The following is a 25,596-nucleotide window of genomic DNA, read 5'->3' as shown; positions in this document are numbered from 1 at the left end:
TAAATATCAGTAATAAAAGGAACGGTCTGATTTTCTTCAGAGAATTGCTTGAAGAAAATCAGACCGTTCCTTTTTACATTAACTTTACAAAACAGCAACATAAGATTTACAACCTATTGTTAGATTAAATTTGAATAACAAAAAGGGGCTAAGATGGAGGCTGTATGAAGAAGATAGCAAAAGAGAAGAAGCAGAAGAGAGCTATTAAGCAAATAAGCAGAATTATAAGTATAAAGGATAGAATTGATAAGATCTATGAATTGCCCATTGGTAAAAGGTTTCGAATTACTTTTGGTTATATTGGCATAGTAGTTTTAATTATGGTTACAGTCTCACTGATAAATATAATATCATTAAGAAATAAAATAAATGAATTTCATTTTCAAATATATACAACAGAAGAAAAGGTTATAAAAGCGCAAATATCCATGAAAAACATTGAAAATAATATTTACCGAAGTTATATAACCAAAAACAAAGACTTATGCAGTAAGTATATTGAAGAGTCAGAGCAGGAATATGATTTACTGAATTCTTATATCAAGGATTTATCATCCATTCCTGTTTTACAGAAAGGAAAGAATAAAGAAACGATTAAGACCTTACAACTAGAAATGGATAAAGCAAGCCGTTACAGAAAAGTAATACTACAGAGCTCACAAGAATTCAAACAGGATGAAATATATAGTACCTATAAAAATGATTATGTGCCAATACATAGCCATATGTTACAGGAGTTTGAGGAATTAGAGAAGTTTACTACATCTTATGGTCTGCAGTTTATGAAGAATACTAATGTTAAAGTTGCAGTGAGCATTAGTTTATTTGTGCTGTTGTTTATAGCTGGAATGTTTAGCTGCATTCAGATTCTGAAAAGAACAATAAAGAGTATCGTTTCTCCGGTTGATAGTATTATGACAGTTATGAAAGAAATTGCGGTTGGCAATCTAGATGTTGAACTTCAGATGAATTCAAAGGATGAGATGGGGGTTTTATGTCAAGGAATTATGATAACAATTGACAAATTAAATAACTACATAAATAACATAACCTACGTCGTAAAAGAACTTGAGGAAAAGAATCTGACTGTTCAAGTAGATCTGGAATATGAAGGTGATTTTAAACCTATTAGAATATCCCTTGAGAATACTATACAGTCCTTAAAGCAAGTTATCGAAACTATATCAGTGACAGCAAAAGAGATAACAATCGGTTCTGCACAGATTGCTATGACGGCAAAAACAGTAGCAGACGGCAGTATAGATCAAAATAATAAAATTAATCGAATAATGACAGAGATAGACAGAATTGTTGATATGATCAATGTAAATACGGATCAAACCAGACAAGTAAAGGAATTAACAGAATATGCAGTAAAAGCAGCTAAGGAAGGGGATAACAGCATGATGGAGGTATTGGAAGCAATGGGAAATATTAACTCTCATGCAGAAGAAATCTCACAAATAATTGCAGTTATTGAGCAAATTGCGGAACAGACTAATCTTTTAGCGCTTAATGCTGCCATAGAAGCTGCAAGAGCAGGAGAAAATGGAAAAGGATTTGGTGTAGTTGCATCCGAGATTGGAAAATTAGCCGCAAAATGCAGTCAGGCGGTTCAATCCACCTCTGGATTAATTAATAGTACTGTAAATGCAATCGGATTAGGAATTAAGCAAGCGGATAATACAGCCGGAAATTTTATTAAGATTGTAAAGTTAGCGGAGGAAACGAATAAGGTAATGGAAAATTTGTCATCTAATACCGGTATTATTCAAGAGGAATTAGAAAATACACATTTATTTTTAAGAGATATTACACCGATTATAGAAAAAAATTCTGCAGCCGCGCAAGAAAGTGCTGCGATGAGTGAAGAATTCATAATTCAGGCAGATAAGCTTGAAAAGTATTTAAATGAGTATTCTATCGCATAAATTTTTATTCTAAATTAAAAAAGAAATTACATACACAAAACAGCGTAACTATCATATTTATATGATAGGAAGCAAAAAGAGCTTCCCTTATATTATTGTGCAGGTATTATATCCTGAATTCATGAAAGGAGCTTTTTGCATGAACGCTGGTTTTAATTCATCAGACTCTGGAAAAGCAGGTAAACATCAAAAAGATGATAAATCTACCGTTTCAGCAACCAGTTATAACGGTGGATGGAATACAGGCCGTCCTGGTGATTTCGGTGGATCAAATTCCCCTTGTCCGCCTAATCCTGGCCCGCCGCCCTGCCCACCGCCCTGCCCACCTGGCCCTCCCGGACCTCCCGGCCCTCCTGGACCTCCTGGACAACAAGGACAACAAGGACCACAAGGTCCGATAGGCCCGATGGGTCCTAGAGGTCCTGCAGGTCCAGCAGGCCCTCCCGGACTGCAAGGTCCCGCAGGAGCAACCGGAGCAACCGGATCAACTGGTCCCGCAGGAGCACCCGGTGAAATTGGCCCTACTGGTCCGCAAGGAGAGCAAGGACCAATAGGTTTAACAGGAGCTACAGGAGCTACTGGAGCAATAGGTCCACAAGGATTGCAGGGAGACCCAGGTCCTGCAGGTCCGCAAGGAGAGCCGGGTCCGGCAGGAGTGCAAGGTCCTGCAGGAGCAACAGGACCTCAGGGACCGCAAGGAGAACAAGGTCCTGCAGGTCCGCAAGGAGAAACAGGAGCCACTGGCCCGCAAGGTCCAGCAGGAGCCACAGGTCCCGCAGGCCCGCAAGGAGAACAGGGGCCAGCTGGATTACAAGGAGAAACCGGAGCCACAGGTCCTCAAGGTCCAATTGGTCCGCAAGGTCCGGTAGGTCCTACAGGAAATACAGGAGCCACAGGCCCACAAGGTCCGGCAGGAGCCACAGGCCCCGCAGGTCCCCAGGGAGAGCAGGGTCCGACAGGTTTACAGGGTGAAACAGGGGCTACAGGCCCACAGGGTCCGGCAGGTCCACAAGGTCCACAAGGTCCCGCAGGCCCCACAGGAAACACAGGAGCCACAGGCCCGCAAGGTCCGGCAGGTCCGCAAGGAGAACAGGGTCCGGCAGGTCCGCAAGGCGTTGCAGGAGCAACCGGAGCCACAGGTCCACAAGGTGTTGCAGGTCCACAAGGCCCAGCAGGAGCTCAGGGTGAACCAGGCCCAGCAGGTCCACAGGGTGAACCAGGTCCGGCAGGCCCACAAGGTGTTGCAGGAGCCACAGGCCCGGCAGGTCCGCAAGGAGAACAAGGTCCGGCAGGCCCGCAAGGTGAAACCGGAGCCACAGGTCCACAAGGTGTTGCAGGAGCCACAGGCCCGGCAGGTCCGCAAGGAGAACAAGGTCCGGCAGGCCCGCAAGGTGAAACAGGAGCCACAGGACCGCAAGGACCAGCAGGAGCCACAGGCCCGGCAGGTCCGCAAGGAGAACAAGGTCCGGCAGGCCCGCAAGGTGAAACCGGAGCCACAGGACCGCAAGGTCCGGCAGGAGCCACAGGCCCGGCAGGTCCGCAAGGAGAACAAGGTCCGGCAGGCCCGCAAGGTGAAACCGGAGCCACAGGTCCGCAAGGCGTTGCAGGAGCCACAGGCCCGACAGGTCCGCAAGGAGAACAAGGTCCGGCAGGCCCACAAGGTGAAACCGGAGCCACAGGTCCTCAAGGTCCGGCAGGAGCCACAGGTCCACAAGGAGCTACAGGAGCTACAGGAGCTACGGGAGCAACTGGAGCCACAGGCCCACAAGGAGCCACAGGAGCCACAGGAGCAACAGGAGCCACAGGTCCACAAGGACCAGCAGGAGCTACAGGGGCAACAGGTCCACAAGGACCAGTAGGAGACACAGGAGCAACAGGAGCAACTGGAGCCACAGGAGCCACAGGACCACAAGGACCAGCAGGAGCTACCGGAGCCACAGGTCCAGCTGGAGTCAATTCTTATATTTTCCGTTATAGCACAAATTCTGACAGAACGATAGCTGGTGGTGCTGAATTTGTATTTGATACAGGTAATGTACCAAGTTCACCCAATGGAATTTTATTACCGAATGATACAGATACCGTACTGACTGAGGCAGGCGCCTATCTAATAATGTTCGAAGCAAACGTGTTGGGAACTCTCACATCTGTATCCATTAATCTGAATGGAACTCCCGTTCCGGGAGGAACAACAGGTGATACAGCTACTACAATTAGAGTAGAAATTACTGCTATCGTAGAGGTAACAACCGTACCAGCTACTATCACAGTTACCAACGACTCTTTTATTTCCATCACTTTCCCTGATCTTGCACCAGGCAGCGTAGTAGCAGCCCTTACTATTTTAAAATTATCATAATTAAATGAAAATAAGGCGCCCGGTTAAGGACGCCTTATTTTATGCTAAATTAAATCTTTGTATATTACATATATGAGAGCGCAAATAATGTAGATTTATAGTAACACATCAGTGTATTTGTCATATATTTAAAGTAGGATTTCAAAATCCTATTTCAATGGAGAGGAGTTTTTGCATGAATAGTAGAGATTCGTCAAAAAGCAAATCCTTAACTGATAGCCAAGACAACATGATTGTTAGTGCTGCAAATCTATATGGATGGAATCCCGGAAGGCCTAATGGCTGTAATCCGGATCCATGCAGGCCGCCGTGCCCGCCGCCATGCCCGCCGCCATGCCCGCCGCCGTGCCCGCCCGGACCTCCTGGACCTCCTGGACCTCCTGGCCCTCCTGGACCTAGAGGACCTATGGGACCGCAAGGACCTCAAGGGCCGATTGGACCGCAGGGACCAATTGGAGCTACAGGTCCACAAGGACCAGCAGGAGCCACAGGAGCAACTGGAGCAACTGGACCTAGAGGAGCCACCGGAGCAACAGGAGCAACCGGACCGCAAGGACCAGCAGGAGCCACAGGAGCAACCGGAGCCACAGGAGCTAGAGGAGCCACAGGAGCAACCGGAGCCACAGGACCGCAAGGACCAACAGGACCGACAGGACCAACAGGACCAGCAGGGCCAACCGGAGCCACAGGAGCAACTGGAGCCACCGGAGCCACCGGAGCAACCGGAGCCACAGGAGCTAGAGGAGCCACAGGAGCCACCGGAGCCACTGGTCCCCAAGGACCCACAGGGCCAACCGGAGCAACAGGACCAGCAGGGCCAACCGGAGCAACTGGAGCCACCGGAGCCACAGGAGCAACAGGACCTCAAGGGCCGGCAGGAGCCACCGGAGCAACCGGAGCCACTGGAGCAACAGGACCTCAAGGGCCGGCAGGAGCAACCGGAGCCACAGGAGCCACAGGTCCTCAGGGACCGGCAGGAGCAACCGGAGCCACAGGTCCTCAGGGACCGGCAGGAGCAACTGGAGCAACCGGAGCAACTGGAGCAACCGGAGCAACTGGAGCCACCGGAGCCACCGGGCCAGCAGGAGCACCTGGATCTACAACTATTATACCTTATGCATCTGGTAATATTGTAACGTTAACAACAATACTGGGTGGTTTGGTTGGTACCACGGCAGCAGTTGGTTTTGGTAGTTCAGCTACAGGTATTCAGATCATTGGCGGAATAATAGATACTACCAATATTAATAACTTTGCATTTTCAATGCCAAGAGATGGCATAATAAGATCTTTGGCAGCATACTTTAGCGTGGATGCAGGTATCAGTCTTATTGGTACCACTGTTCAGATTACTGCACAGTTATACAGCGCCTCTTCTTTCAATAATCAGTTCACAGCCATACCTGGTGCGGTAGTAGATTTGACTCCAGCCCTTACCGGTGTGATCTCGATTGGCGACAGAGTCAGCGGAATTACTACAGGTCTTGCTATCCCTGTAGCAGCTGAAACCAGATTGTTATTGATATTCTCAGTAGCTGTAATAACCGGTGCCGGAATTGCTACCACTCTTGTTGGTTATGCAAGTGCCGGACTTGGTATTGAATAAAGATTAACCGAGTATTAATGCTAATCACAATAAGCGATTGCTTAATATTTCTTAAGTAACCGTGAATTAATAATAATTTTATAGCCTCCTAATTAATGTTGAAGGGATATCTTGTTGCAGAGATATCCCTTTTGCTATTTGTATTCTTAGGTCAGAAATATTTTGATGTTCTAGGAATTGACAAGAAGTTCAAAGTAAAATATACTAGTATACAAGTTAAAAATATAGGAGGTAATTATTATGGATATGACTTTACGTTGGTTTGGCAGTAGATATGATTCTGTTACCTTGGAGCAGATCAGGCAGATTCCAGGGGTGGAAGGTGTTATCACTACATTATATGATATTCCTGCCGGAGAAGTCTGGCCGAAAGAACGGATTCAAAAGCTTCAAAAGGAAATTAGTGAATGGGGATTGGGTATAAAAGGAATTGAGAGTGTAAATATTCATGATGCTATAAAGATAGGTAATAAAGAAAGGGATTATTATATTAATAATTACATACAGACATTAAGAAACCTTGGAGAGAGCGGCATAACTATGATATGTTATAATTTTATGCCTGTATTTGATTGGACCCGCTCCGATCTAGCTAAAAAAAGAGAGGATGGTTCAACGGTATTATCCTATGATCAGGAACTGATTGATACAATTGAACCAGTAAAAATGTTTGCAGCAATTGATAAGAAAAGCAATGGTTTTATACTTCCGGGCTGGGAGCCGGAGAGGCTTGAAAAAGTAAAAGATTTATTTGAACAGTATAAAGATGTTGACAGTGAGAAACTTTTTCATAATTTGGTTTATTTTTTACAAGCAATACAACCGGTATGCGAAAAGTATGGAATTAAAATGGCTATACATCCTGATGATCCTGCCTGGCCTGTATTTCAATTGCCTCGGATTGTAACAGGCAAGGAATCTATCCTTCGTATTCTTAAAGCAGTTGACAGTGAATTTAATGGTCTGACTTTATGCACCGGTTCTCTTGGCTCCAACAGGAATAATGATATCTGTGAGATAATTAATGCGACACGCGGTAGAATACATTTTGCTCATTTAAGAAACATAAAGCATCTTGCACCAGGTAAATTTGATGAGGCAGCTCATTTATCAAGAGATGGTTCTCTTGATATGTATGCTATTGTAAAAGCATTAAATGAAGCCGGGTTTCATGGTCCGGTACGCCCTGACCATGGAAGAAGTATCTGGGGCGAGGTTTCTATGCCGGGGTATGGTTTATATGACAGAGCACTAGGGGCCTGTTATTTGAACGGATTAATTGAGGCTGTTCAGAAACAGGGAGTATAGGATAGACATCGGATAGGAGGAGATAAAGAAATGAAACTTTCTCTGGAAGGGCTAAAAGACGAGAAAAAATGGGTAACAGAAGGCTACGAACTGCCGCATTTTAATATTGATAGGATGCGTCAGGAAACATTGGAAACACCGGAATGGATTCACTTTGGCGGTGGAAATATATTTAGAGCCTTTCCGGCATATATTTGTCAAAAATTATTAAATGATGGAATACAAAAGACAGGTATTATCGTGGCGGAAGGCTTTGATTATGAAATTATTGAAAAAATATATGATAGGTATAATAATTTAAGTATATTAGCTACATTGCAGCCTGATGGCAACATTGAAAAAGCAATTATATCCAGTGTGGCAGAAGCTCTTTGTATGGATACGGGGAATACGCAACACTGGTCTAGATTAATAAATATATTTCAGGCTCCAAGTCTGAAGATAGCATCTTTTACAATAACAGAAAAAGGATATAGCCTTACTGACCAGGAACAACAATATACAAAAGAAGTACTTCATGATTTCGAGCAAGGGCCTGACCAGGTTAGAAGTTATATGGGTAAGCTGACTGCTCTTTGTTATGAAAGATTTAAAACAGGTGAATTGCCGCTTACGCTTATCAGTATGGATAACTGCTCTCACAATGGAACGAAATTAAAGGCAGCAGTACTTCTGATTGCAGAAAAGTGGGTGGAGAGCGGCAGAGTTGATTTCAGGTTTTTAGAGTATGTCAAGCATAAGATAACCTATCCCTGGACTATGATCGACAAGATTACACCTCGACCGGCTAAGGAAGTGGAGGAGCATTTGCTTGCTACAGGTCTTGAGGATATAGGTGTCTGTACTACAAGCAGAAATACTTACTGTGCACCCTTTGTCAATGCAGAGGAACCTCAGTATCTTGTAATAGAAGATGATTTTGCTGCTGAAAGACCCAAACTTGAAAAGGAAGGTGTTATATTTACAACAAAGGAAACTGTAGATCAAGTAGAAAAAATGAAGGTTTGCACATGTCTAAATCCGCTCCACACAGCACTTGCAATATTCGGCTGCCTATTAGGTTATGAGAAAATAAGTGATGAAATGCAGGATCAGGAGCTGAAAAAGCTTGTTTATAAGCTGGGATATGAAGAAGGCTTGCCAGTGGTACATAATCCTGGTATTATTAAGCCGGAGCATTTCCTGGAGGAAGTACTGACAAAACGATTACCGAACCCTTTTATTCCGGATACACCGCAAAGGATAGCCTGTGATACTTCGTTAAAGTTAAGTATACGTTTTGGGGAAACGATAAAGGCTTACTTAAGGAAAGAAAGCAAACCATCGCTTACAATTATTCCTTTAGTGCTTGCTGGCTGGTGCCGGTACTTAATGGGTATAGACGACAGCGGAAATCCCTTTGCTTTAAGTCCTGATCCCGCATTGGCTTCACTTACTCCGATGTTTAGAGATATCAAGCTTGGAATGGAAAGTGATGTCCATAGCAGATTGCAGCAGTTATTAAGCAGAGAGGATATTTTCGGTCTAAATCTTTATGAAGCAGGCCTTGGGGAGCAGGTAGAAGGTTATTTTATTGAAATGACAAAAGGAACTCATGCCGTTTACAATACCTTAGTAAAATATCTTGGACAGGAATGAAATAACGTATGGAAATACTGAAAAGATTAACAAAAGAAACTGCCAGTGAGTACGCACTCAGAGTTATACAGCATAATATTATTTCCCTGGAGTTGCTTCCGGGAAGCCTGGTTAGTGAAAATGAACTGGCAAAAGAACTTGGAATTAGCAGAACGCCGGTAAGAGAAGCACTTATTGCATTAAATAAGATAAAATTAGTTGAGATATACCCCCAAAGAGGAAGTTATATTTCACTGATTAATCATGAGCTGGTAGAAGAAGCGAGATGTATACGCCTGATATTAGAGACCGCTATTGTAGAAGAAGCCTGTGACCGTGCAGGTGAAAAAGAGATAATGGAATTAGAAGAAAACTTAAAGCTGCAGGAAGTGTATCAGGATAGTGCCAATGAAAATAAACTGCTTACACTGGATAATGAGTTTCATGAGATTTTCTTTAAGATATGCAGGAAAGAATTCACCTATCATTTGCTAAATGGTATGATGACACATTTTGACAGAGTAAGAAGACTTAGCTTGACAGTCGTAAAGGATTCTAAGATTCTCTCAGATCACAGAGCTTTAGCTGAAGCGATTAAGTCACATGACAAACAGGCTGCAAGGGCAGTTATCACAAAGCATCTTTCACGTTATGAACTGGATGAAGAAGCATTAAGAAAGAATTATGGTGAATATTTTAAAAAGGAATCTACTGTGATATAATAATTAGATAATATACTAAATTGATAATAAGGATGGTAATTAGTAATGTCTAATATATCTGAAAAAGAAATTTACCTTGCCGGCGGATGTTTTTGGGGAACTGAAAAATATATATCTGGTATTCAGGGAGTACGGAGCACCAGTGTAGGCTACGCCAACGGAAATACAGAGAATCCCACTTACCAGGAGGTATGCCATAATAATACCGGACATGCTGAAACGGTGCATGTGGTTTATGATCCGGAAAAAATTGATTTAGCATTTATTTTAGAATTATATTATGATGTCATTAATCCTGTTTCTGTCAATAAGCAGGGTGAAGATGAAGGCAGCCAGTATCGTACTGGTATATATTATATAGCGGAAGAGGATTTACCTGTGATAAAGGGTTCTATCGAACAATTACAAAAAAAATACGACAAGCCCATAGCTATTGAAGTACTGCCTTTGAAAAACTACTATCTGGCAGAAGAATATCATCAGAAATATCTTGATAAGAACCCAACCGGATACTGTCATATCAGACCGGATAAATTCGAGAAGGCTAAAATGGCAGTGAAATAAGCTCATAAAATTCACAAAATTACAGATTCTATCCTAAAAATATGTTGAAAGGCATGTATTGATAATTGTTCTCAAAAAGCTTGTTGACCCAGACAGCTGTTGCAGAATACAATTATATGAGAACGATTATCAGATGCTGGCCTGTGGGAGAACTGTATGAGTGAAGATATTTTTTTAATAGGAGAGAACAAAACCTCTTCTTATGTTGCATTTACACTGGCTAACAGTTGTATGCCTACTCTTGTGAAACAAAAACCATCCAGTCTTGTCGGTTTCCGTAAACGGTATATTGACAGCAGAGATAATTTCTTTAAAGTACTTATGGACGAATGTGAGGATTTTGACTGTTGTTTTCGGGTACTTTGTGAGGCAAATGATGAACTATTTGTTATAATCTATAATCAGGGCCTGCTCAACGACATCATATACCAAAATAGAGAGAATCCATTACTTTTTGAACATGGGTATTTGTCAGATAACAGCAGCCTGGATGCTGCAATTGAACTTCTGGAAGGCAGATACAGTCGCTATCAGCAGAATAAGAATCTTGGCCTTGAGAATGGATTTCCCCATGAAATAGGAATCTTTCTTGGATATCCTGCAGGTGATGTGAAGGAGTATATCAGAAATAACGGTAAGAACTATATTCTCTGCGGTTATTGGAAGGTTTATCATAACCCGGAAGAGGCCAGGAGAACTTTTGAGTTATACACTTTTATCAGAAAAACAGCGGTGAGTCTGTTTTTCGCAGGAAGGCCATTAACAGAGATTTATATTACTCTGCAGAGGGTTTGAAAGGCAATTGACAGCTAAGGGGTTTAATGTTATCATAATCCAGGTCGTAGGAAAGTATAAGTGATTTGCAGAACGGAGCAGAAAATGTTAAACCAATTTTCAAGAACAGAACTTCTATTTAGTCATGATGGGATGGATAAGCTAAATAACGCCAGAGTTGCGATTTTTGGAATCGGCGGTGTGGGCGGCTATACGGCAGAAGCACTTGCCAGAAGCGGTGTAGGCACCTTTGACTTATTTGATGATGATAAAGTATGCCTGACCAATATTAACCGCCAGATTATCGCTACCAGGAAAACAGTGGGAAAATATAAGGTTGAGGTAATGAAAGAAAGAATACTGGATATTAATCCAAATGCAGTGGTTCATACTCATCAGACCTTTTATACTCCTGAGGTTGCGGATCAGTATGATTTTAGCGAATATACTTATGTTGTTGATGCAATCGATACCGTAACCGGTAAGATTGAGCTTGTATTAAGAGCCGGGAAGAGTAATGTACCCATAATAAGCTGTATGGGAGCCGGTAATAAACTGGATCCAACCATGTTTGAAGTAACTGATATTTATAAAACCAGTGTTTGTCCTTTAGCGAAGGTTATGAGAAAAGAACTGAAGGTTCGTGGAGTCAAAAAACTTAAGGTAGTATATTCCAAAGAACCTGCCAGAAAACCTCTGGAGGATATGGGAATAAGCTGCAGAACCAATTGTATCTGTCCTCCGGGTGCTCAGAGAAAATGTACGGAGAGAAGGCAGATTCCGGGAAGCAATGCTTTTGTTCCATCTGTTGCAGGGCTTATTATTGCAGGAGAAGTAATTAAGGATATAACAGGAGTACGATGAAAATATAACTACAGCAGGCGGATAGCTTACTGTAGTTTTTTTACATATAAATTGTGTATATTTTATATAATAATTGTTCAATTGTAACAAAAGAAGTTGCTCCAGAAGAAAATTACTGTAAACTATAGCAGAATTTGTCTATATGTGTTATAATCAGGTCATTACAGTATATGGAATAGATAGAGGGGAATTTATGCATAAGAGAAAGAGAAGGGTAGGAGTTCTAACCTGTATACTGACATTGTTTGTCATTTATCTTGTATACAGCAGTGTAACGGCATATTCTGCTTCCGATGATAAGGGGAAAAACATATTATTTATAAGTTCTTACAATGAAAATTTTCCAAGCGTTCCTGAGGAGATAAAAGGAATCCGTACTGCACTGCCGGAAGAAGAGTATAACGTAGATTATGAGTATATGGATTCAAAGCGCTTTGTTACAGAACAGAGCCGGAAATTATTTCATGATCTTCTAGAGTATAAGATGAAGCATATACCTGCCTATGACGGTATCATTGTAGGCGACGATTATGCGCTGCAGTTTGTTATGGACTACCAAAAGGAAATGTTTAACGGTATTCCAATCGTATTTCTGGGTGTTAATGATCCAAATCGTGTAAAAGCAGCAGAAGAAAAGGATAACATAACCGGTATTGTGGAAGAACTTTCACTTTCTGACAATATCAAATTAGGTCTTAAGCTTAATAAAAAGGCCAAAAAGGTAGTTGCCATTGTGGATGGCACGCTGACAGGTGTTGGAGACGAAAAACAGTTTTATGCCCTAAAAGAGGATTTTCCTGATTTAGTATTTGATGATATTAATTTATCAAAATGCACCTTTGAGCAGGCTGGGGAGCAGGTCAGCAAGTTGGGCAAGGATACTATTCTCATATATCTAAGTATGTATACGGATAAAGACGGTTCTATTATGTCTATACCGGAAGCTTCTGTATTGTTAAGCAGTAAAGCTAAGATTCCAATTCTTCGTTCAGAAGTCGGAGGAATCGGAAATGGAATACTTGGCGGTAAAATGTTATCATATTATAATTCCAGTTTAAAAGCAGCCGAGCTTCTAAAGGAAACTTTTGAGGGCACCAGTGCGGATGCTATCCCGATTATCTACGAAAGTCCCAATTATTATGTCTTTGATTATAATGTCTTAAAGAAATTCAATATATCCATACATAGCTTGCCGTCAGGGTCTAAGATAGAAGGGCGCAAGATTACCTTTATAGAAGAGCACCCATTGCTGACCGCCAATTTTATTCTGATTGTTTCCCTATCTGCTATTATTATCGTGTTACTAAGCATGGATAACATAAGAAGAAGAAAAATGGACAGGGCACTCCAGGAAAGTCATGAAGAGCTGGTTCAAACTTATGAAGAACTGACAGCGTCAGAAGAAGAGCTGAGAGTACAATATGAACTTTCCCAGCAATATACGGAAGAAATGGAGATTCTAAACCAAAAGTACAGTATTGCTGTAGAAAGCACAGAGAGTGCTGTGTGGGAATATGATGTTACGTTAAGGACTCTTACAATTTCTGAGGGCTTTTTAAACACCATCAATCCATCGATTTCAGAAATGAAAAATATTGATACCCTTCTTGAGATGTTATTATGTGAGGAGCAAAGAGATACGGTTTTGACGGAATATAATCGGTATCTAAAAGGGGAGATTGATAAGATTTACGTGGAGCTTTCACTTTATAACTATAATAATAAAAAACAATGGGTAATGCTCAGCGGAAAAGGAGTTCATGATTTAAAAGGTACGGTAATGTCATTAAACGGTTTAATTATTGATATTACAAGGCTAAAGGAGCAGGATGAATATATTAAATATCTGGCTGCCAATGATTATCTGACGAACCTTCCTAATCGCATGAGCTTTATGGATAAAATGACTGCAGAGCTGGCTGCTGGTTCCTGTGGTGCGATACTTCTTCTGGATATTGATAACTTTAAGATTATCAATGATACAATGGGACATTTGTACGGGGATAAGCTGCTTATGGTGATTGCTGAGAAATTAAGTGCTTTGAAGGATGAGAGAGTATCAGTTTACCGATTTGGCGGTGATGAGTTCTTAATTGTTATAACCGGTGCTCAAGAGGAAGAATCGGTGGGGCATTATGTTACGAAGATAAGAGAACTTTTTTCAGAACCTGTAAGACTTATGGGGAAAGAGAATTTAATAAAATTCAGTATCGGTATTACAGTTTACCCCAAGGATAGCAATGAAGATGAAAGGCTTCTTATTAACGCTGACACAGCTATGTACTATGTGAAAGCCAACGGTAAAGACAATCATATGTTTTATAGTGACGGAATATTAGAAGATATCAGAAGCAAAGCTGAGATTGAAGATATTCTAAGAGATGCACTTGCCCATGATGGATTAAGGCTGGTATATCAACCCCAGGTAAATGTCTTTACAGGAAAAATTGATGAATTTGAAGCACTGCTGCGCCTAAAGGATAGAAACTTATCTCCGGCCAAGTTCATTGAAGTAGCAGAGATGAGCGGTTTGATTATTGACATCGGCAGATGGGTCACAAGGGAGGCTATCCGGCAGATGGCAGAGTGGCGGGATAAGGGATATCCTCTAAAGACAGTGGCAATTAATTTTTCCGGTAAACAATTAAGTGATACAGAGTATGTTAATTTTTTAAGTAATACCATAAAAGAATATAACATAGACCCTAAGTATGTGGAAATCGAGATTACAGAAAGCATACTGGTAGAAGAGACAATCAATACACAGACATTCTTAAACAGCCTAAAAGAACTGGGACTTCGAATAGCTATGGATGATTTTGGTACAGGTTATTCCTCCATTAATTATCTGACTTTTATACCAGTTAATAAAATTAAGCTGGATAAGTCCCTATGTGAGAAATTTATTAACCTGGATAACAGCAGTGTCATGAGCAGTCTGATTGGGTTGATGCATAGCCTGAACCTTATTATAACAGCTGAGGGCATTGAAGAGACTTACCAATATCAGCGGTTAAGAGAAGGCGGCTGTGACCTCATCCAAGGCTATCTCTTTAGCAAACCTCTTTCCGGAACGGAAATTGAAAATGTTTACAATCATAATTTTATCAAAGACAAGAATATTTAGTTCTAATTAAAAAACGAGAAAGAATGGAGCTGCCACGAGTTTTTGTGGCAGCTTTTGCTGTATAGGGATACAGAAGGATTCTTATTAAGAATAATTGGTTATCTTTGTATATTTTAATCCCTTTTGGTTAATTTATAATTGTAACAAAATATGTACAAGGAGAACGATATGCAGCAGAAGAAAGAAAATGCCTTAGACTCATACCATAATAAACGACTTGATAAAGTGGATGCAACAAACAACGAGAAAACGGCAGCCTGGGCTAATGAGGAAAAGTGTGAAGATGACAGTAAAGTGTCCATACCTTCCGCCTATGAAGTAGAAAAAGCAAAGAACTGGGTAGATAACGGAAGCCAGTTATAAAGATACCAGAAAGGAGATAAAATGTCTAAAATATCAATGACACTGGATGGTAATACTGCAGCGGCTTATGCAGCGTATGCTTTTACCGATGTAGCAGCAATTTATCCCATAACCCCATCTTCTAATATGGCAGAGGTTACCGATGACTGGGCAGCTAAGGGAAGAAAGAATATTTTTGGTCAGAATGTAAATGTAGTAGAAATGCAATCAGAAGCCGGAGCCGCCGGAGCCTTCCACGGTTCTTTGCAAGCCGGAGCCCTGACTACCACCTTTACAGCATCACAAGGGCTATTACTTATGATACCCAATATGTATAAAACAGCTGGTGAATTATTACCGGGTGTTTTTCATGTCAGCGCAAGAGCAATTGCAGCCCATGCACTGAGTATTTTCGGCGACCATCAGGATGTTATGGCTGTCAGACAGACAGGCTGTGCGATGTTAGCAAGCGGCTCTGTTCAGGAAGTAATTGATCTGGCACCTGTGGCACATCTTTCAGCACTAAAGGGAAGATTGCCCTTTGTTCATTTTTTTGATGGATTTCGAACATCACATGAGATACAAAAAGTAGAAGCATTGGAATATGAAGATTACGCTTCACTTTTGGACTGGGAAGCCCTGAAGGAATTCAGAAACAGAGCATTATCCCCTAATCATCCTGTAACCAGAGGTACGGCTCAGAATCCGGATATTTACTTCCAGGGAAGGGAATCCAGTAACAGTTTTTATGACAGGCTGATTCCTGTAGTAGAAGAGTACCTGCAAAAAACGGGAGAGCTAACGGGCCGCAAATACGGGTTATTTGATTACTATGGTGCGGAAGATGCCAAATATATTATCATAGCTATGGGTTCTGTAACGCAGACAATAGAAGAAACCATTGATTATCACAACAAGAACGGTGAAAAGTACGGACTTGTAAAGGTACATCTTTATAGACCTTTTAGTATGAAACACCTGCTTGACTGTATTCCAAAGTCCGTTGAAAAGATTGCGGTGCTGGACAGAACCAAGGAACCAGGTGCACTCTACGAACCACTTTATATGGATGTATGTGCTAGTTACTCTGATATGAAGGAAAAACCTCTTATTGTCGGCGGACGATTTGGTTTAGGTTCTAAAGATACCGGACCGGCCGATATTACAGCCGTCTATGAGAACCTGAAACAGCAAAATCCAAAAGATCATTTTACCATTGGTATAACAGATGATGTTACTGAAACTTCACTTGGCTTTGTCAAGAAGTTTTATGCGGAACCAGAGGGAAGAAAATCCTGTAAATTCTGGGGGCTTGGCTCAGATGGTACGGTAGGTGCTAATAAGCAGGCTATTATGATTATCGGAAATTCTACCGATTATAATGTACAGGCTTACTTTGATTATGACTCCAAGAAGTCCGGTGGCATAACCATGTCCCATTTAAGATTTGGTAAACTGCCCATAAAGTCTACTTATCTGGTAGACCATGCGGATTATGTGGCATGTCATAATCAGTCCTATATTAATAAATATGATATGTTAGCGGATTTAAAACCCGGTGGCATCTTTGTCTTAAACTGCCGCTGGTCAGAAAAAGAGCTGGAAGAAATGCTGCCTGCCAGAGTGAAGAAGGAATTGGCTGAAAAGCAGGTGCGCTTCTATACCATTGACGCAGTAAGTATTGCTTCGGAAATTGGACTTGGTAACCGTATTAATATGATAATGCAGGGAGCTTTCTTTAAACTTGTAGATATTATTCCGGAAGAAGTGTTCGTAAAGAAGTTAAAAGACGCAGCTGCCTACTCTTACAGTAAAAAAGGTGAGCAGGTTGTAGCAATGAATCATGCCGCAATTGATAAAGGCGTACAGGGTATACACGAGATAAAGGTTCCGGAGAATTGGAAGAATGCATCGGAGGAAAGTGAGGAGTCCGAGAAAGAACCGGTATTTGTTCAGAAAATCATGAGACCCATGCAGGAACTAAAGGGAAATGCCTTACCCGTCAGTGCATTTAATGGAAGAGAGGATGGTACTTTTCCCAATGGTTCCACTGCCTTTGAAAAGCGTGGGATTGCGGTTAATGTACCCCAATGGATTGATGAAAACTGTATCCAATGTAATCAATGTTCCTTAATCTGCCCACATTCGGTCATAAGACCATTTCTGATGACCGAAGAGGAGATGGCAGGTGCTCCGAAAGAGTATACTGCTATTAAAGCCGCTGGTAAGGGCTTTGAAAATTATAAATTCCGTATTCAGATAAGTCCTATGGACTGCACCGGCTGCGGGAACTGTGCAGATATTTGTCCTGCCAAGGAGAAAGCGCTGGTCATGAAACCCATAGATACGCAGGTTGAAGATCAAGTGCCCAATTGGATATATGCATTTTATAAAGTAGGTCACAAAAATGATCTTCCCTTAGGAAACAGTGTAAAAGATAGCCAGTTTAAGCAGCCTTTGATTGAATTTTCAGGAGCATGTGCAGGCTGCGGCGAAACACCTTATATAAAACTAATAACACAGCTCTTTGGAGACAGAATGATGATTGCCAATGCAACCGGCTGTTCTTCTATCTGGGGAGCCTCAGCTCCAAGTACTGCCTACACAGCGAATAAGGAAGGAAGAGGACCGGCTTGGGCGAATTCACTCTTTGAGGATAATGCGGAATATGGCTTTGGTATGTATCTGGGTAATAAACAGATTCGAAATAAACTAGAGTGCCTGATGAAAGAATTGATAGAGGCTGGTTTAGAAGATACTCTAAAAGAACTGTTAAGTGACTGGATTCACTACAAAGAAGATGGTGAACTCAGCAGGACCGTCAGCGAAAAACTGGTAAAAGCCTTGTCTGAATACAAGACTGCTGATAAGGAAAATGAAAAGCTGATAAATGAAATCCTGGAGAAAAAGGATTATCTTGTAAAGCGCTCCCATTGGATTCTGGGTGGCGACGGCTGGGCATACGATATTGATTATGGTGGTCTGGATCAGGTAATGTCTTCCGGAGAAGATATCAACGTTCTGGTATTTGATACAGAAGTTTATTCCAATACCGGAGGACAGGCATCAAAATCTACCCCAATAGCCGCAGTGGCTAAATTTGCAGCTTCCGGTAAAAGGTCCGGTAAGAAAGACTTGGGAAGAATGATGATGACTTACGGAAATGTATATGTTGCCCAGGTAGGTATTCATGCGGATAACAACCAGCTGATCAAAGCCATCAGAGAAGCGGAGAGTTATAAAGGACCTTCTATTATAATTGCTTATTCCCCTTGTATCAGTCATGGCTTAAAAGTGGGTATGGGTAAAAGCATGGAAACTATCAAAGAAGCGGTAAAAGCAGGCTATTGGCATCTGTACCGTTACAATCCGGAGCTTAAGAAAGAGGGAAAAAATCCGTTTATACTGGATTCCAAGGCACCGACCGGTAATTTTAAAGATTTCCTGATGGGTCAAGTGCGTTATAGTTCTCTAGCCAATGCTTATCCAAAAGCAGCAGAAGAATTATTTGAAAAAGCGGAAGAACATGCAAAAGAGCGTTATCAGACCTACCGTACCCTTGCCGATCTGAATGTTAATTCCTAGTAAGTTATAGTAGTATTGTTGTTAAACCGCATAATTTGTCCTAATATACTTGATTAAATGGAGCTCTGTCACTTCCAGCATGTAAAGGATTGGAGGTACAGAGCTTTTTTTACAAGGATATTTTAATCAAATTGCTTGTATAAAAATCACAGTAAAACTTGACAGAGTATGCGCTCATATAGTATAACTGCTTATGTTATTGCATATTGATACAAAAAATTTGATAGATGAAAATAAAGTGGTTGACAAATCATTAGAAAGGTAGTATAAATTATTCATACAAATCATATCAAAAAAGTATGAAATAAAATTATGACATAGGTGAAGGTATGATTGAGGTAAAGCAATTAACAAAGGAATTTCGGATTGCCGGGGATAAGAACCTTACAGTACTTAAAGATATTAACCTGGTAATAGAACAAGGGGATATCTTTGGTATCATCGGAATGAGCGGAGCTGGAAAAAGTACATTTATAAGGTGCTTGAATCTGCTTGAAAGACCGACCGGGGGAAGTATCCTGATTGACGGAGTTGATATTACCATGAAAAAAGGAAGGGATTTACTTGCTCTTCGAAAAAGTATTGGTATGATATTCCAGAACTTTAACCTGTTAATGCAGAAAAACGTAAGCAGAAACATTGCCTTTGGACTTGAAATAACAAAGGTAGCTGATTTTGTAATCCCAGGTATTGATAAGGAAGATTACAAAGAGTTAGGATTTTTTCAAAAGAGAAAGCTTAAGAAAAAAGAAATCCAAAGACGTGTAGATGAACTGTTAAGGCTGGTTGATCTTGAGGATAAGAAATACGAATATCCTTCTAAGTTAAGCGGCGGGCAGCGTCAGAGAGTGGCCATTGCAAGGGCCTTGGCTACGAGTCCTTCCATCCTCTTATGTGATGAAGCAACTTCTGCTCTAGACAGCAGAACGACGGATTCCATACTAAAACTGTTAAAAAAGATTAATGAAGAGACCGGTGTTACTATTGTTATGATTACCCACGAAATGAATGTGGTGCAAAAAATCTGTAACAAAGTAGCTGTTCTAGACAAATCAGAGATTGTAGCTTCCGGCTATACAGAAGATGTCTTTGGTGATACTTCATCTGAAATCGTTGCACAGTTATTAGGGGGAGGAGAAGTATAATGTACACACATATTATTTTAACAGGACTGACAGCTACACTGAAAAGCTTATATTCTGATTACGGAACTATGATCGGACAGGGAATTCTAGAAACACTCTATATGACCTTTGCCTCTGTTGCCGCAGCCTACATAATGGGTATTCCCATAGGAATCCTGGCTGAAGTAACCAGAAAGGGCGGTATACGTCCCGTTCCTGCACTGAATGGAGTTCTTGGCTTTATTATTAATATAGGCAGGTCCATTCCTTTTATAATATTATTGGTAGCGGTTATGCCGATTACCAGAGCAGTTGCCGGAACTACCATAGGTCCTAAAGCAGCAACAGTACCTCTTATCATCGCTGCAACCCCCTTTGTTGCCAGAATGGTTGAGAGTTCTCTAAGAGAGGTAGATGCCGGTGTTATTGAAGCAGCCAGGGCGATGGGAGCCAATACACTTCAGATAATTTATAAGGTACTGCTTCCGGAAGCGCTTCCTTCCCTTATAATGGGAGCCTCCCTTACTACTATAACTTTAGTTGGCTATACAGCCATGGCAGGTGCAGTAGGAGGCAGAGGATTAGGAGATATTGCATTAAGATTTGGTTACTACAGATATGAAGCAGATGTAATGATAGTAACAATTATCCTGCTTGTTATTATGGTTCAGATTATTCAAAGCTTGGGCCATTTTATATCAAAGAAAATTGATAAAAGAGGAAAAGGAGAGAATTAGTATGAAAAAAGTGAAAAGACTTGCAGCATCCGTGTTAAGCTTATTATTGGTGGGGACTTTATTTACAGGATGCGGTACCAAGAATTCTACAGGATCTTCTGAGAATCAGGCAGCAGAGCCTACTACAGAAGCAACAACAGAACCTACAAAAGATGCTTCCTCTACGGATCAAAAGGAATTAACAGAAATTGTGGTTGGAGCTACTGTTGAACCCCATGCAACGATTCTGAATTCCGATGCTGTTAAGAATTCCTTGGCAGAACAGGGCTATTCTATCAAAGTAGTAGAATATACCGACTATATCCAGCCCAATGTAGCTACAGAAGACGGAAGTCTGGATGCGAACTTCTTCCAGCATGTTCCTTATCTGGATGATTACAATTCCAAGAATGGAACAAATTTAAAGGCAGTTGCAAATGTTCACTTTGAACCCCTTGGAATCTATCCGGGAAAGACAAAGACTCTGGATGCATTGGCAGACGGAGCACAGATTGCTGTACCCAATGATACCACCAATGAAGCAAGAGCTTTGTTATTATTAGAAAAAGCCGGTCTTATCAAATTAAAAGAGAATGTCGGACTGGATGCAACCATTAAAGATATTACCGAGAATCCCAAGAAACTTAAAATTGTTGAAATTGAAGCAGCTCAGACTGCTAAAGTATTACAGGATGTGGATCTTGCAGTAATCAATGGAAATTATGCTTTAACTGAAGGTCTTTCTGCTTCAAAAGATGGTCTACTAGTTGAAGATGCAACTTCTGATGCTGCCAAGACTTATGCAAATGTAATTGTTGTTAAAGACGGCAATGAAAATTCTGACAAAACAAAAGCTTTAATCAAAGCAGTTACTTCTGAAGAAACAAAGAAATTTATTGAAGAAAAATGGCAGGGTGCTGTAGTACCGGTATTTTAATAAAATAAAAACACAAGTATAATTATTATCGAATTTACCAGAATAATGCAAAATGCAGCTGAACCAAATCGGATTCAGCTGCATTTTGTATTTTATTGATTGCGTTGCTCTGAGTGCAATAGTATAATGGAGAAGACTTAATTAAAAAGTGATGAAAGGAAAAGCGTTAATACAAAAACGCAGACAATGTATGAAAATTAAGCATAAAATTTCATTTGTAGCAGCGGCAATTTTAATTATATTTATCGCAATAGTTGGTATATTTTTTCGGTTTACAGTTGAAAGTGTAGTTCTGGATGAAATTCATGAAAGACTTGTGAATAATTCGGCTACCGGGCTGCTTCTTCTGGATAGTGAGGTACCGGGACAATGGCATTTAGACGGAGATAAACTATATAAAGGTGATATTTTAATGAATGATAACACGGAGGTATTAGATAAGCTATCTGAAGATACCGGTGTAATGTTTACTTTATTTGCAGGAGATACCAGAGCAGCAACCACGATCAAGGACAGCAGTGGGAAGAGAATATCCGGAACAAAAGCTTCCGATAAAGTAATACAGACAGTAATCCAGAACAATAAAATTTATTCCGGTAAAGCGGTTGTATTAAAGAAGAAGGCGTACACTTATTATACCCCTATATTGGATGAGAATAATAAGGTTATCGGCATGTGGTTTAGCGGTCTTTATATGCAGAATATCGACAAAGAACTGGTTCATAGCTCATACTATATTATTGGTATCTTAGGAATAATGCTATTGGCAGGATTTGTCGTTTCATATATTTTAGGGCATATCATTGCAAAAGGTTTTATAAAGATCAGAGAGAGCATGACTAAAATTGCAGGAGGAGACCTGACTGGTATCTTTTCTGATAAGCAGATGCTGCGTAAGGATGAGTCCGGTGATATTAACCGTTCCTTTACCATGATGCAGCAGAACATATTAAAGATAATTGAGGACATAAATACTGAGAGCGGAAAAATCAAGGACTCCATTGATAATATGGTGCACAGCTCCAATGATGTTTATGATGATATTGAAAATATCTCAGCTACAACGGAAGAGCTCTCTGCCGGTATGGAAGAAACCGCTGCATCGGTGCAGGAAATCAGCAATACCACAGTGGATGTAGAAGGAGAGATTATTACCATTGCGAAGAAGTTGGAACATGGTCTTGTCGTTTCGGAGCAGATTAAGGGAAGAGCAGACGGCTTAAAACAATCAGCTCTTGGTTCTCAGCAGACAGCAGTTACTGCATACGATGCTGCTAACAAAAAACTTCGAAGTTCCATAGAAAAGACAAAGGCAATTGAAGAGATAAAATCCTTATCTCAGACCATCCTCTCCATTACCTCTCAGACCAACCTTCTGGCTCTTAATGCTTCCATAGAATCCGCCAGAGCCGGTGAAGCCGGTAAGGGGTTTGCTGTTGTTGCGGAACAGATCCGTATATTAGCAGAAGACTCCAAGTCAGCTGTATCAAAGATTGAATCCATTACCTCCTTAGTGGCAGAAGCAGTGGAAGAGTTGGTATCAGATTCTCAGAATATTTTAAGCTTTGTAGATAATCAGGTTATAAAAGATTATGAGAATACCGTTCATATCGGAGAGCAATATGACAAAGATGCTACTACAGTGGAAGAAATGGTTTCTGAGATTAAAGATTCTACCGAGAAGCTGAAAGAATCCATAGTATATATAAAGCATGCCATTGATGAGGTGGCCCTTGCTGCCAATGAGGGAGCAAAAGGAGCTTCCGATATTGCAGAAAAATCCTCCTCCATAGCGGAAAAGACTTCAGAAGTGTTAGAACAATCTAAAAACAATGAGAAGAGTGCGGATAGCCTGAATAAGTTAATCGGCTTCTTTAAAATTAAATAACGATAATAGGAAAGGGCTATTGTATCTTAGTCTCGGGAGCATAATTTATCATGCTGCCAAGGCATTTGATACAACAGCCCTATCTGATAAAGTCATTTCTTTGAGTTGATTAGAAATCAGATAGCAAGCTCTATTTTATATTTATCCAGCCAATAGTTAATCTGTAATAAATAAGCTATCATCTGGGGGCCTGCCATTAACTGGCCAAACCATGGCTTTCCGTAATCAGAGGGAGTTGAAAGAAAATCAGCTACTTTTTTCTGGTCAACTAACCTGTTAAGGGGAGAGGAAGAATCTTTTAATACTGTTTGAAGACGAGTGGAGAGAATATTCTCATACTGTGGATTATAGGTCTTGGGGTATGGACTCTTTCTGCGGTAGAGAACCTCATCCGGTAACAGGCCTTTAGCTGCTTCACGCAGCAGGTGTTTTACCACACCATCCTTGCACTTAATATCCCAGGGAACATTCCAGACATAATCAAGTATTCTATGGTCTGCCAGAGGAACCCTCGCTTCCAGCCCGGAGAACATACTGGTTCTGTCCATACGGTCCAAAAGAGTAGCCATAAACCACTTAATATTAAGATAAGCAATTTCTCTTCGTCTGCCTTCCTCTTTATTTTCAGAATACAGCTTTGGTGTTTCTGCTACAGAAGTCTCATAGGTTCTGTCAATGTACTCTTTTAAATGAATGGAATCCAAAAGGTCATCTTTTAAGAGCTGCTGTCTTGGTTCTATATTTCTGGACCAGGGGAATGCATGAGCTTCAAAGGCTTCTTTGCTGTGAAACCACGGGTAACCACCAAAGATTTCATCGGCACATTCACCGGTCAGCGTTACCTTATTGAATTTTTTTACCTCGCTGCAAAAATACAGAAGAGATGAGTCCACATCAGCCATACCGGGCAGGTCTTTGGCATCGACTGCATTATAAAGAGCATCCGCAAGTTTAATATTATCACATTCTAAGTAGGTGTGATTGGTATTGAAATGCTTTACCAATAAATCTACATAAGGACGGTCCCTGGAAGGCTGAAAATCATTAGCTTTAAAATATTCATCATTTCCGGCAAAATCAAAAGAGAAGGTATTTAACCTTTCTCCCCGTTTGGCAAGTTCACTGGCACAAACTGCTGTTACAATACTGCTGTCAACACCGCCGGACAGGAAAGTACAGATGGGAATATCAGATATCATCTGCCTAACGATAGAGTCCTTGAGCAAAAAGGCAGTTTTTTCAATTGTTTCCTCGTAAGAGTCCGTATGAGGTCTGCTTACAAGTTTCCAATATTGGATGCTTTTCATGCCATCCCTTGTATATACATTATAGTAACCAGGAAGAACTTCCTTGCAGTCTTTAAAGACTCCGTTTCCGTAAGTTCTGGCTGGCCCTATGCCAAATACTTCACATAGGCCATCTCTGTCGATGACAGGTCTTATTCCGGGGTATTCAAAAAGAACCTTCAGCTCAGAACCAAAGATACAGGTTGAATCCGTCAGTGTATAAAACAAAGGCTTTATTCCCAGCCGGTCCCGGAAGATGCTTAAGGTCTCCTGATAAGAATCCCAGATAGCAAACGCAAAAATACCATTTAATTCTTTTACGAATTCATTGCCATATTCTATTATTCCCACAAGAATTACTTCCGTATCACTGGTGGTCATAAAACGCCAGCCTTTCAGTTCCAAATCCTGTCTCAGTTCACTGGTGTTGTAGAGCTCACCGTTATAGATAATTGAATATAAGCGATTCCCAATCTTTCTGCTCATCGGCTGTTTGCCATTTGCCAGATCGATAATAGAGAGCCTGGCATGGGCAAAACCGATATGTTCATCCAGCATATATCCATCTTCATCAGGGCCTCTGTGCTTAATACTGTTTTTCATATTAACCAGAGTATTCTGCCATTTGCTGCTCTTACTGTTGTAATTCTCTTTAAAACTGCAAAAACCTGCTATACCGCACAATTTTGCCACCATCCTTGATTATATTATTCATTCTATGCATTAAAAAAAAGTGTGATACTTTGCCATATTGTTTTTCTAAATCAGTTGATTTATAATGGTGAGAGAAATATAAGTTAAATTTAGGAATTATGATGATTTTTAGCATATAATAATTGTTTAAGG

17 protein-coding genes are annotated in these 25,596 nt (G+C 40.9%); 16 read left to right on the top strand and 1 reads right to left on the bottom strand.

Translation table 11 applies throughout. From position 1 onward, the window contains the following. Window positions 1-164: 164 nt before the first annotated feature. The 16 genes from bsdcttw_RS17170 (at window position 165) to bsdcttw_RS17095 (ending at window position 23,464) form a co-directional block, all read left to right on the top strand. Window positions 165-1,931 (top strand): methyl-accepting chemotaxis protein, encoded by a 1,767-nt coding sequence (locus tag bsdcttw_RS17170; protein ID WP_185256055.1) that lies wholly within the window; start codon window positions 165-167, stop codon window positions 1,929-1,931. A 139-nt stretch (window positions 1,932-2,070) separates the two neighbouring features. Next, entirely contained in the window at window positions 2,071-4,290 is a 2,220-nt protein-coding gene (locus bsdcttw_RS25080; protein WP_185259853.1) for a collagen-like protein, read from the top strand. 406 nt (window positions 4,291-4,696) lie between these two features. Beyond that, window positions 4,697-5,896, top strand: coding sequence for an exosporium glycoprotein BclB-related protein (locus tag bsdcttw_RS17160; RefSeq protein WP_330602235.1), 1,200 nt, complete (start codon window positions 4,697-4,699; stop codon window positions 5,894-5,896). Between the two features lie 240 nt (window positions 5,897-6,136). Beyond that, the gene (uxuA, locus tag bsdcttw_RS17155; protein WP_185256053.1) at window positions 6,137-7,204 is read left to right on the top strand and encodes a mannonate dehydratase; all 1,068 of its coding nucleotides are present in this window, start codon (window positions 6,137-6,139) and stop codon (window positions 7,202-7,204) included. 30 nt (window positions 7,205-7,234) lie between these two features. Further along, a complete protein-coding gene (locus bsdcttw_RS17150) occupies window positions 7,235-8,842 on the top strand; it encodes a mannitol dehydrogenase family protein (protein ID WP_185256052.1) in 1,608 nt (535 codons plus the stop codon). 8 nt (window positions 8,843-8,850) lie between these two features. After that, window positions 8,851-9,543 (top strand): GntR family transcriptional regulator, encoded by a 693-nt coding sequence (locus bsdcttw_RS17145; protein ID WP_185256051.1) that lies wholly within the window; start codon window positions 8,851-8,853, stop codon window positions 9,541-9,543. Between the two features lie 45 nt (window positions 9,544-9,588). After that, complete coding sequence (gene msrA, locus bsdcttw_RS17140; RefSeq protein ID WP_185256050.1) at window positions 9,589-10,107, top strand: peptide-methionine (S)-S-oxide reductase MsrA; 519 nt, start codon at window positions 9,589-9,591, stop codon at window positions 10,105-10,107. 156 nt (window positions 10,108-10,263) lie between these two features. Next, entirely contained in the window at window positions 10,264-10,902 is a 639-nt protein-coding gene (locus bsdcttw_RS17135; RefSeq protein WP_185256049.1) for a DUF3793 family protein, read from the top strand. Between the two features lie 84 nt (window positions 10,903-10,986). Beyond that, window positions 10,987-11,745, top strand: a complete 759-nt coding sequence (locus bsdcttw_RS17130) for a tRNA threonylcarbamoyladenosine dehydratase (protein WP_185256048.1) — start codon at window positions 10,987-10,989, stop codon at window positions 11,743-11,745. Between the two features lie 193 nt (window positions 11,746-11,938). After that, complete coding sequence (locus bsdcttw_RS17125; RefSeq protein ID WP_185256047.1) at window positions 11,939-14,872, top strand: EAL domain-containing protein; 2,934 nt, start codon at window positions 11,939-11,941, stop codon at window positions 14,870-14,872. Between the two features lie 168 nt (window positions 14,873-15,040). After that, complete coding sequence (locus bsdcttw_RS17120) at window positions 15,041-15,235, top strand: CDIF630_02480 family spore surface protein (protein WP_185256046.1); 195 nt, start codon at window positions 15,041-15,043, stop codon at window positions 15,233-15,235. Window positions 15,236-15,256: 21 nt separating this feature from the next. After that, window positions 15,257-18,799 carry a pyruvate:ferredoxin (flavodoxin) oxidoreductase gene (gene nifJ, locus bsdcttw_RS17115; protein WP_185256045.1) on the top strand — a complete coding sequence of 1,181 codons (3,543 nt, stop codon included), beginning with the start codon at window positions 15,257-15,259 and terminating at the stop codon, window positions 18,797-18,799. Window positions 18,800-19,128: 329 nt separating this feature from the next. Then, complete coding sequence (locus bsdcttw_RS17110; protein WP_185256044.1) at window positions 19,129-19,944, top strand: methionine ABC transporter ATP-binding protein; 816 nt, start codon at window positions 19,129-19,131, stop codon at window positions 19,942-19,944. Between the two features lie 68 nt (window positions 19,945-20,012). Further along, window positions 20,013-20,660 carry a methionine ABC transporter permease gene (locus bsdcttw_RS17105; RefSeq protein WP_185259852.1) on the top strand — a complete coding sequence of 216 codons (648 nt, stop codon included), beginning with the start codon at window positions 20,013-20,015 and terminating at the stop codon, window positions 20,658-20,660. Between the two features lies 1 nt (window position 20,661). Further along, window positions 20,662-21,576, top strand: coding sequence for a MetQ/NlpA family ABC transporter substrate-binding protein (locus bsdcttw_RS17100; RefSeq protein ID WP_185256043.1), 915 nt, complete (start codon window positions 20,662-20,664; stop codon window positions 21,574-21,576). A gap of 190 nt (window positions 21,577-21,766) precedes the next feature. Next, a complete protein-coding gene (locus bsdcttw_RS17095) occupies window positions 21,767-23,464 on the top strand; it encodes a methyl-accepting chemotaxis protein (RefSeq protein ID WP_185256042.1) in 1,698 nt (565 codons plus the stop codon). A 116-nt stretch (window positions 23,465-23,580) separates the two neighbouring features. Here bsdcttw_RS17095 and asnB read toward each other — a convergent pair whose 3' ends face one another. Continuing rightward, the gene (gene asnB, locus bsdcttw_RS17090; RefSeq protein WP_185256041.1) at window positions 23,581-25,434 is read right to left on the bottom strand and encodes an asparagine synthase (glutamine-hydrolyzing); all 1,854 of its coding nucleotides are present in this window, start codon (window positions 25,432-25,434) and stop codon (window positions 23,581-23,583) included. Between the last annotated feature and the right edge of the window lie 162 nt (window positions 25,435-25,596).

The sequence above is a fragment of the Anaerocolumna chitinilytica genome, assembly GCF_014218355.1.
GTDB lineage: Bacteria > Bacillota > Clostridia > Lachnospirales > Lachnospiraceae > Anaerocolumna > Anaerocolumna chitinilytica.
The sequence above is the reverse complement of the archived record's forward strand: the minus strand, read 5'-3'. Positions and strand labels throughout refer to the sequence as shown.

Coding starts and splice junctions, on each gene's coding strand:
- bsdcttw_RS17160 (WP_330602235.1), top strand. CDS start 4,697: ATGGGACCGCAAGGACCTCAAGGGCCGATTGGACCGCAGGGACCAATT.
- bsdcttw_RS17150 (WP_185256052.1), top strand. CDS start 7,235: ATGAAACTTTCTCTGGAAGGGCTAAAAGACGAGAAAAAATGGGTAACA.
- bsdcttw_RS17125 (WP_185256047.1), top strand. CDS start 11,939: ATGCATAAGAGAAAGAGAAGGGTAGGAGTTCTAACCTGTATACTGACA.
- bsdcttw_RS17095 (WP_185256042.1), top strand. CDS start 21,767: ATGAAAATTAAGCATAAAATTTCATTTGTAGCAGCGGCAATTTTAATT.
- bsdcttw_RS17105 (WP_185259852.1), top strand. CDS start 20,013: ATGATCGGACAGGGAATTCTAGAAACACTCTATATGACCTTTGCCTCT.
- bsdcttw_RS25080 (WP_185259853.1), top strand. CDS start 2,071: ATGAACGCTGGTTTTAATTCATCAGACTCTGGAAAAGCAGGTAAACAT.
- bsdcttw_RS17110 (WP_185256044.1), top strand. CDS start 19,129: ATGATTGAGGTAAAGCAATTAACAAAGGAATTTCGGATTGCCGGGGAT.
- bsdcttw_RS17130 (WP_185256048.1), top strand. CDS start 10,987: ATGTTAAACCAATTTTCAAGAACAGAACTTCTATTTAGTCATGATGGG.
- uxuA (WP_185256053.1), top strand. CDS start 6,137: ATGGATATGACTTTACGTTGGTTTGGCAGTAGATATGATTCTGTTACC.
- bsdcttw_RS17170 (WP_185256055.1), top strand. CDS start 165: ATGAAGAAGATAGCAAAAGAGAAGAAGCAGAAGAGAGCTATTAAGCAA.
- msrA (WP_185256050.1), top strand. CDS start 9,589: ATGTCTAATATATCTGAAAAAGAAATTTACCTTGCCGGCGGATGTTTT.
- bsdcttw_RS17120 (WP_185256046.1), top strand. CDS start 15,041: ATGCAGCAGAAGAAAGAAAATGCCTTAGACTCATACCATAATAAACGA.
- bsdcttw_RS17100 (WP_185256043.1), top strand. CDS start 20,662: ATGAAAAAAGTGAAAAGACTTGCAGCATCCGTGTTAAGCTTATTATTG.
- bsdcttw_RS17145 (WP_185256051.1), top strand. CDS start 8,851: ATGGAAATACTGAAAAGATTAACAAAAGAAACTGCCAGTGAGTACGCA.
- nifJ (WP_185256045.1), top strand. CDS start 15,257: ATGTCTAAAATATCAATGACACTGGATGGTAATACTGCAGCGGCTTAT.
- bsdcttw_RS17135 (WP_185256049.1), top strand. CDS start 10,264: ATGAGTGAAGATATTTTTTTAATAGGAGAGAACAAAACCTCTTCTTAT.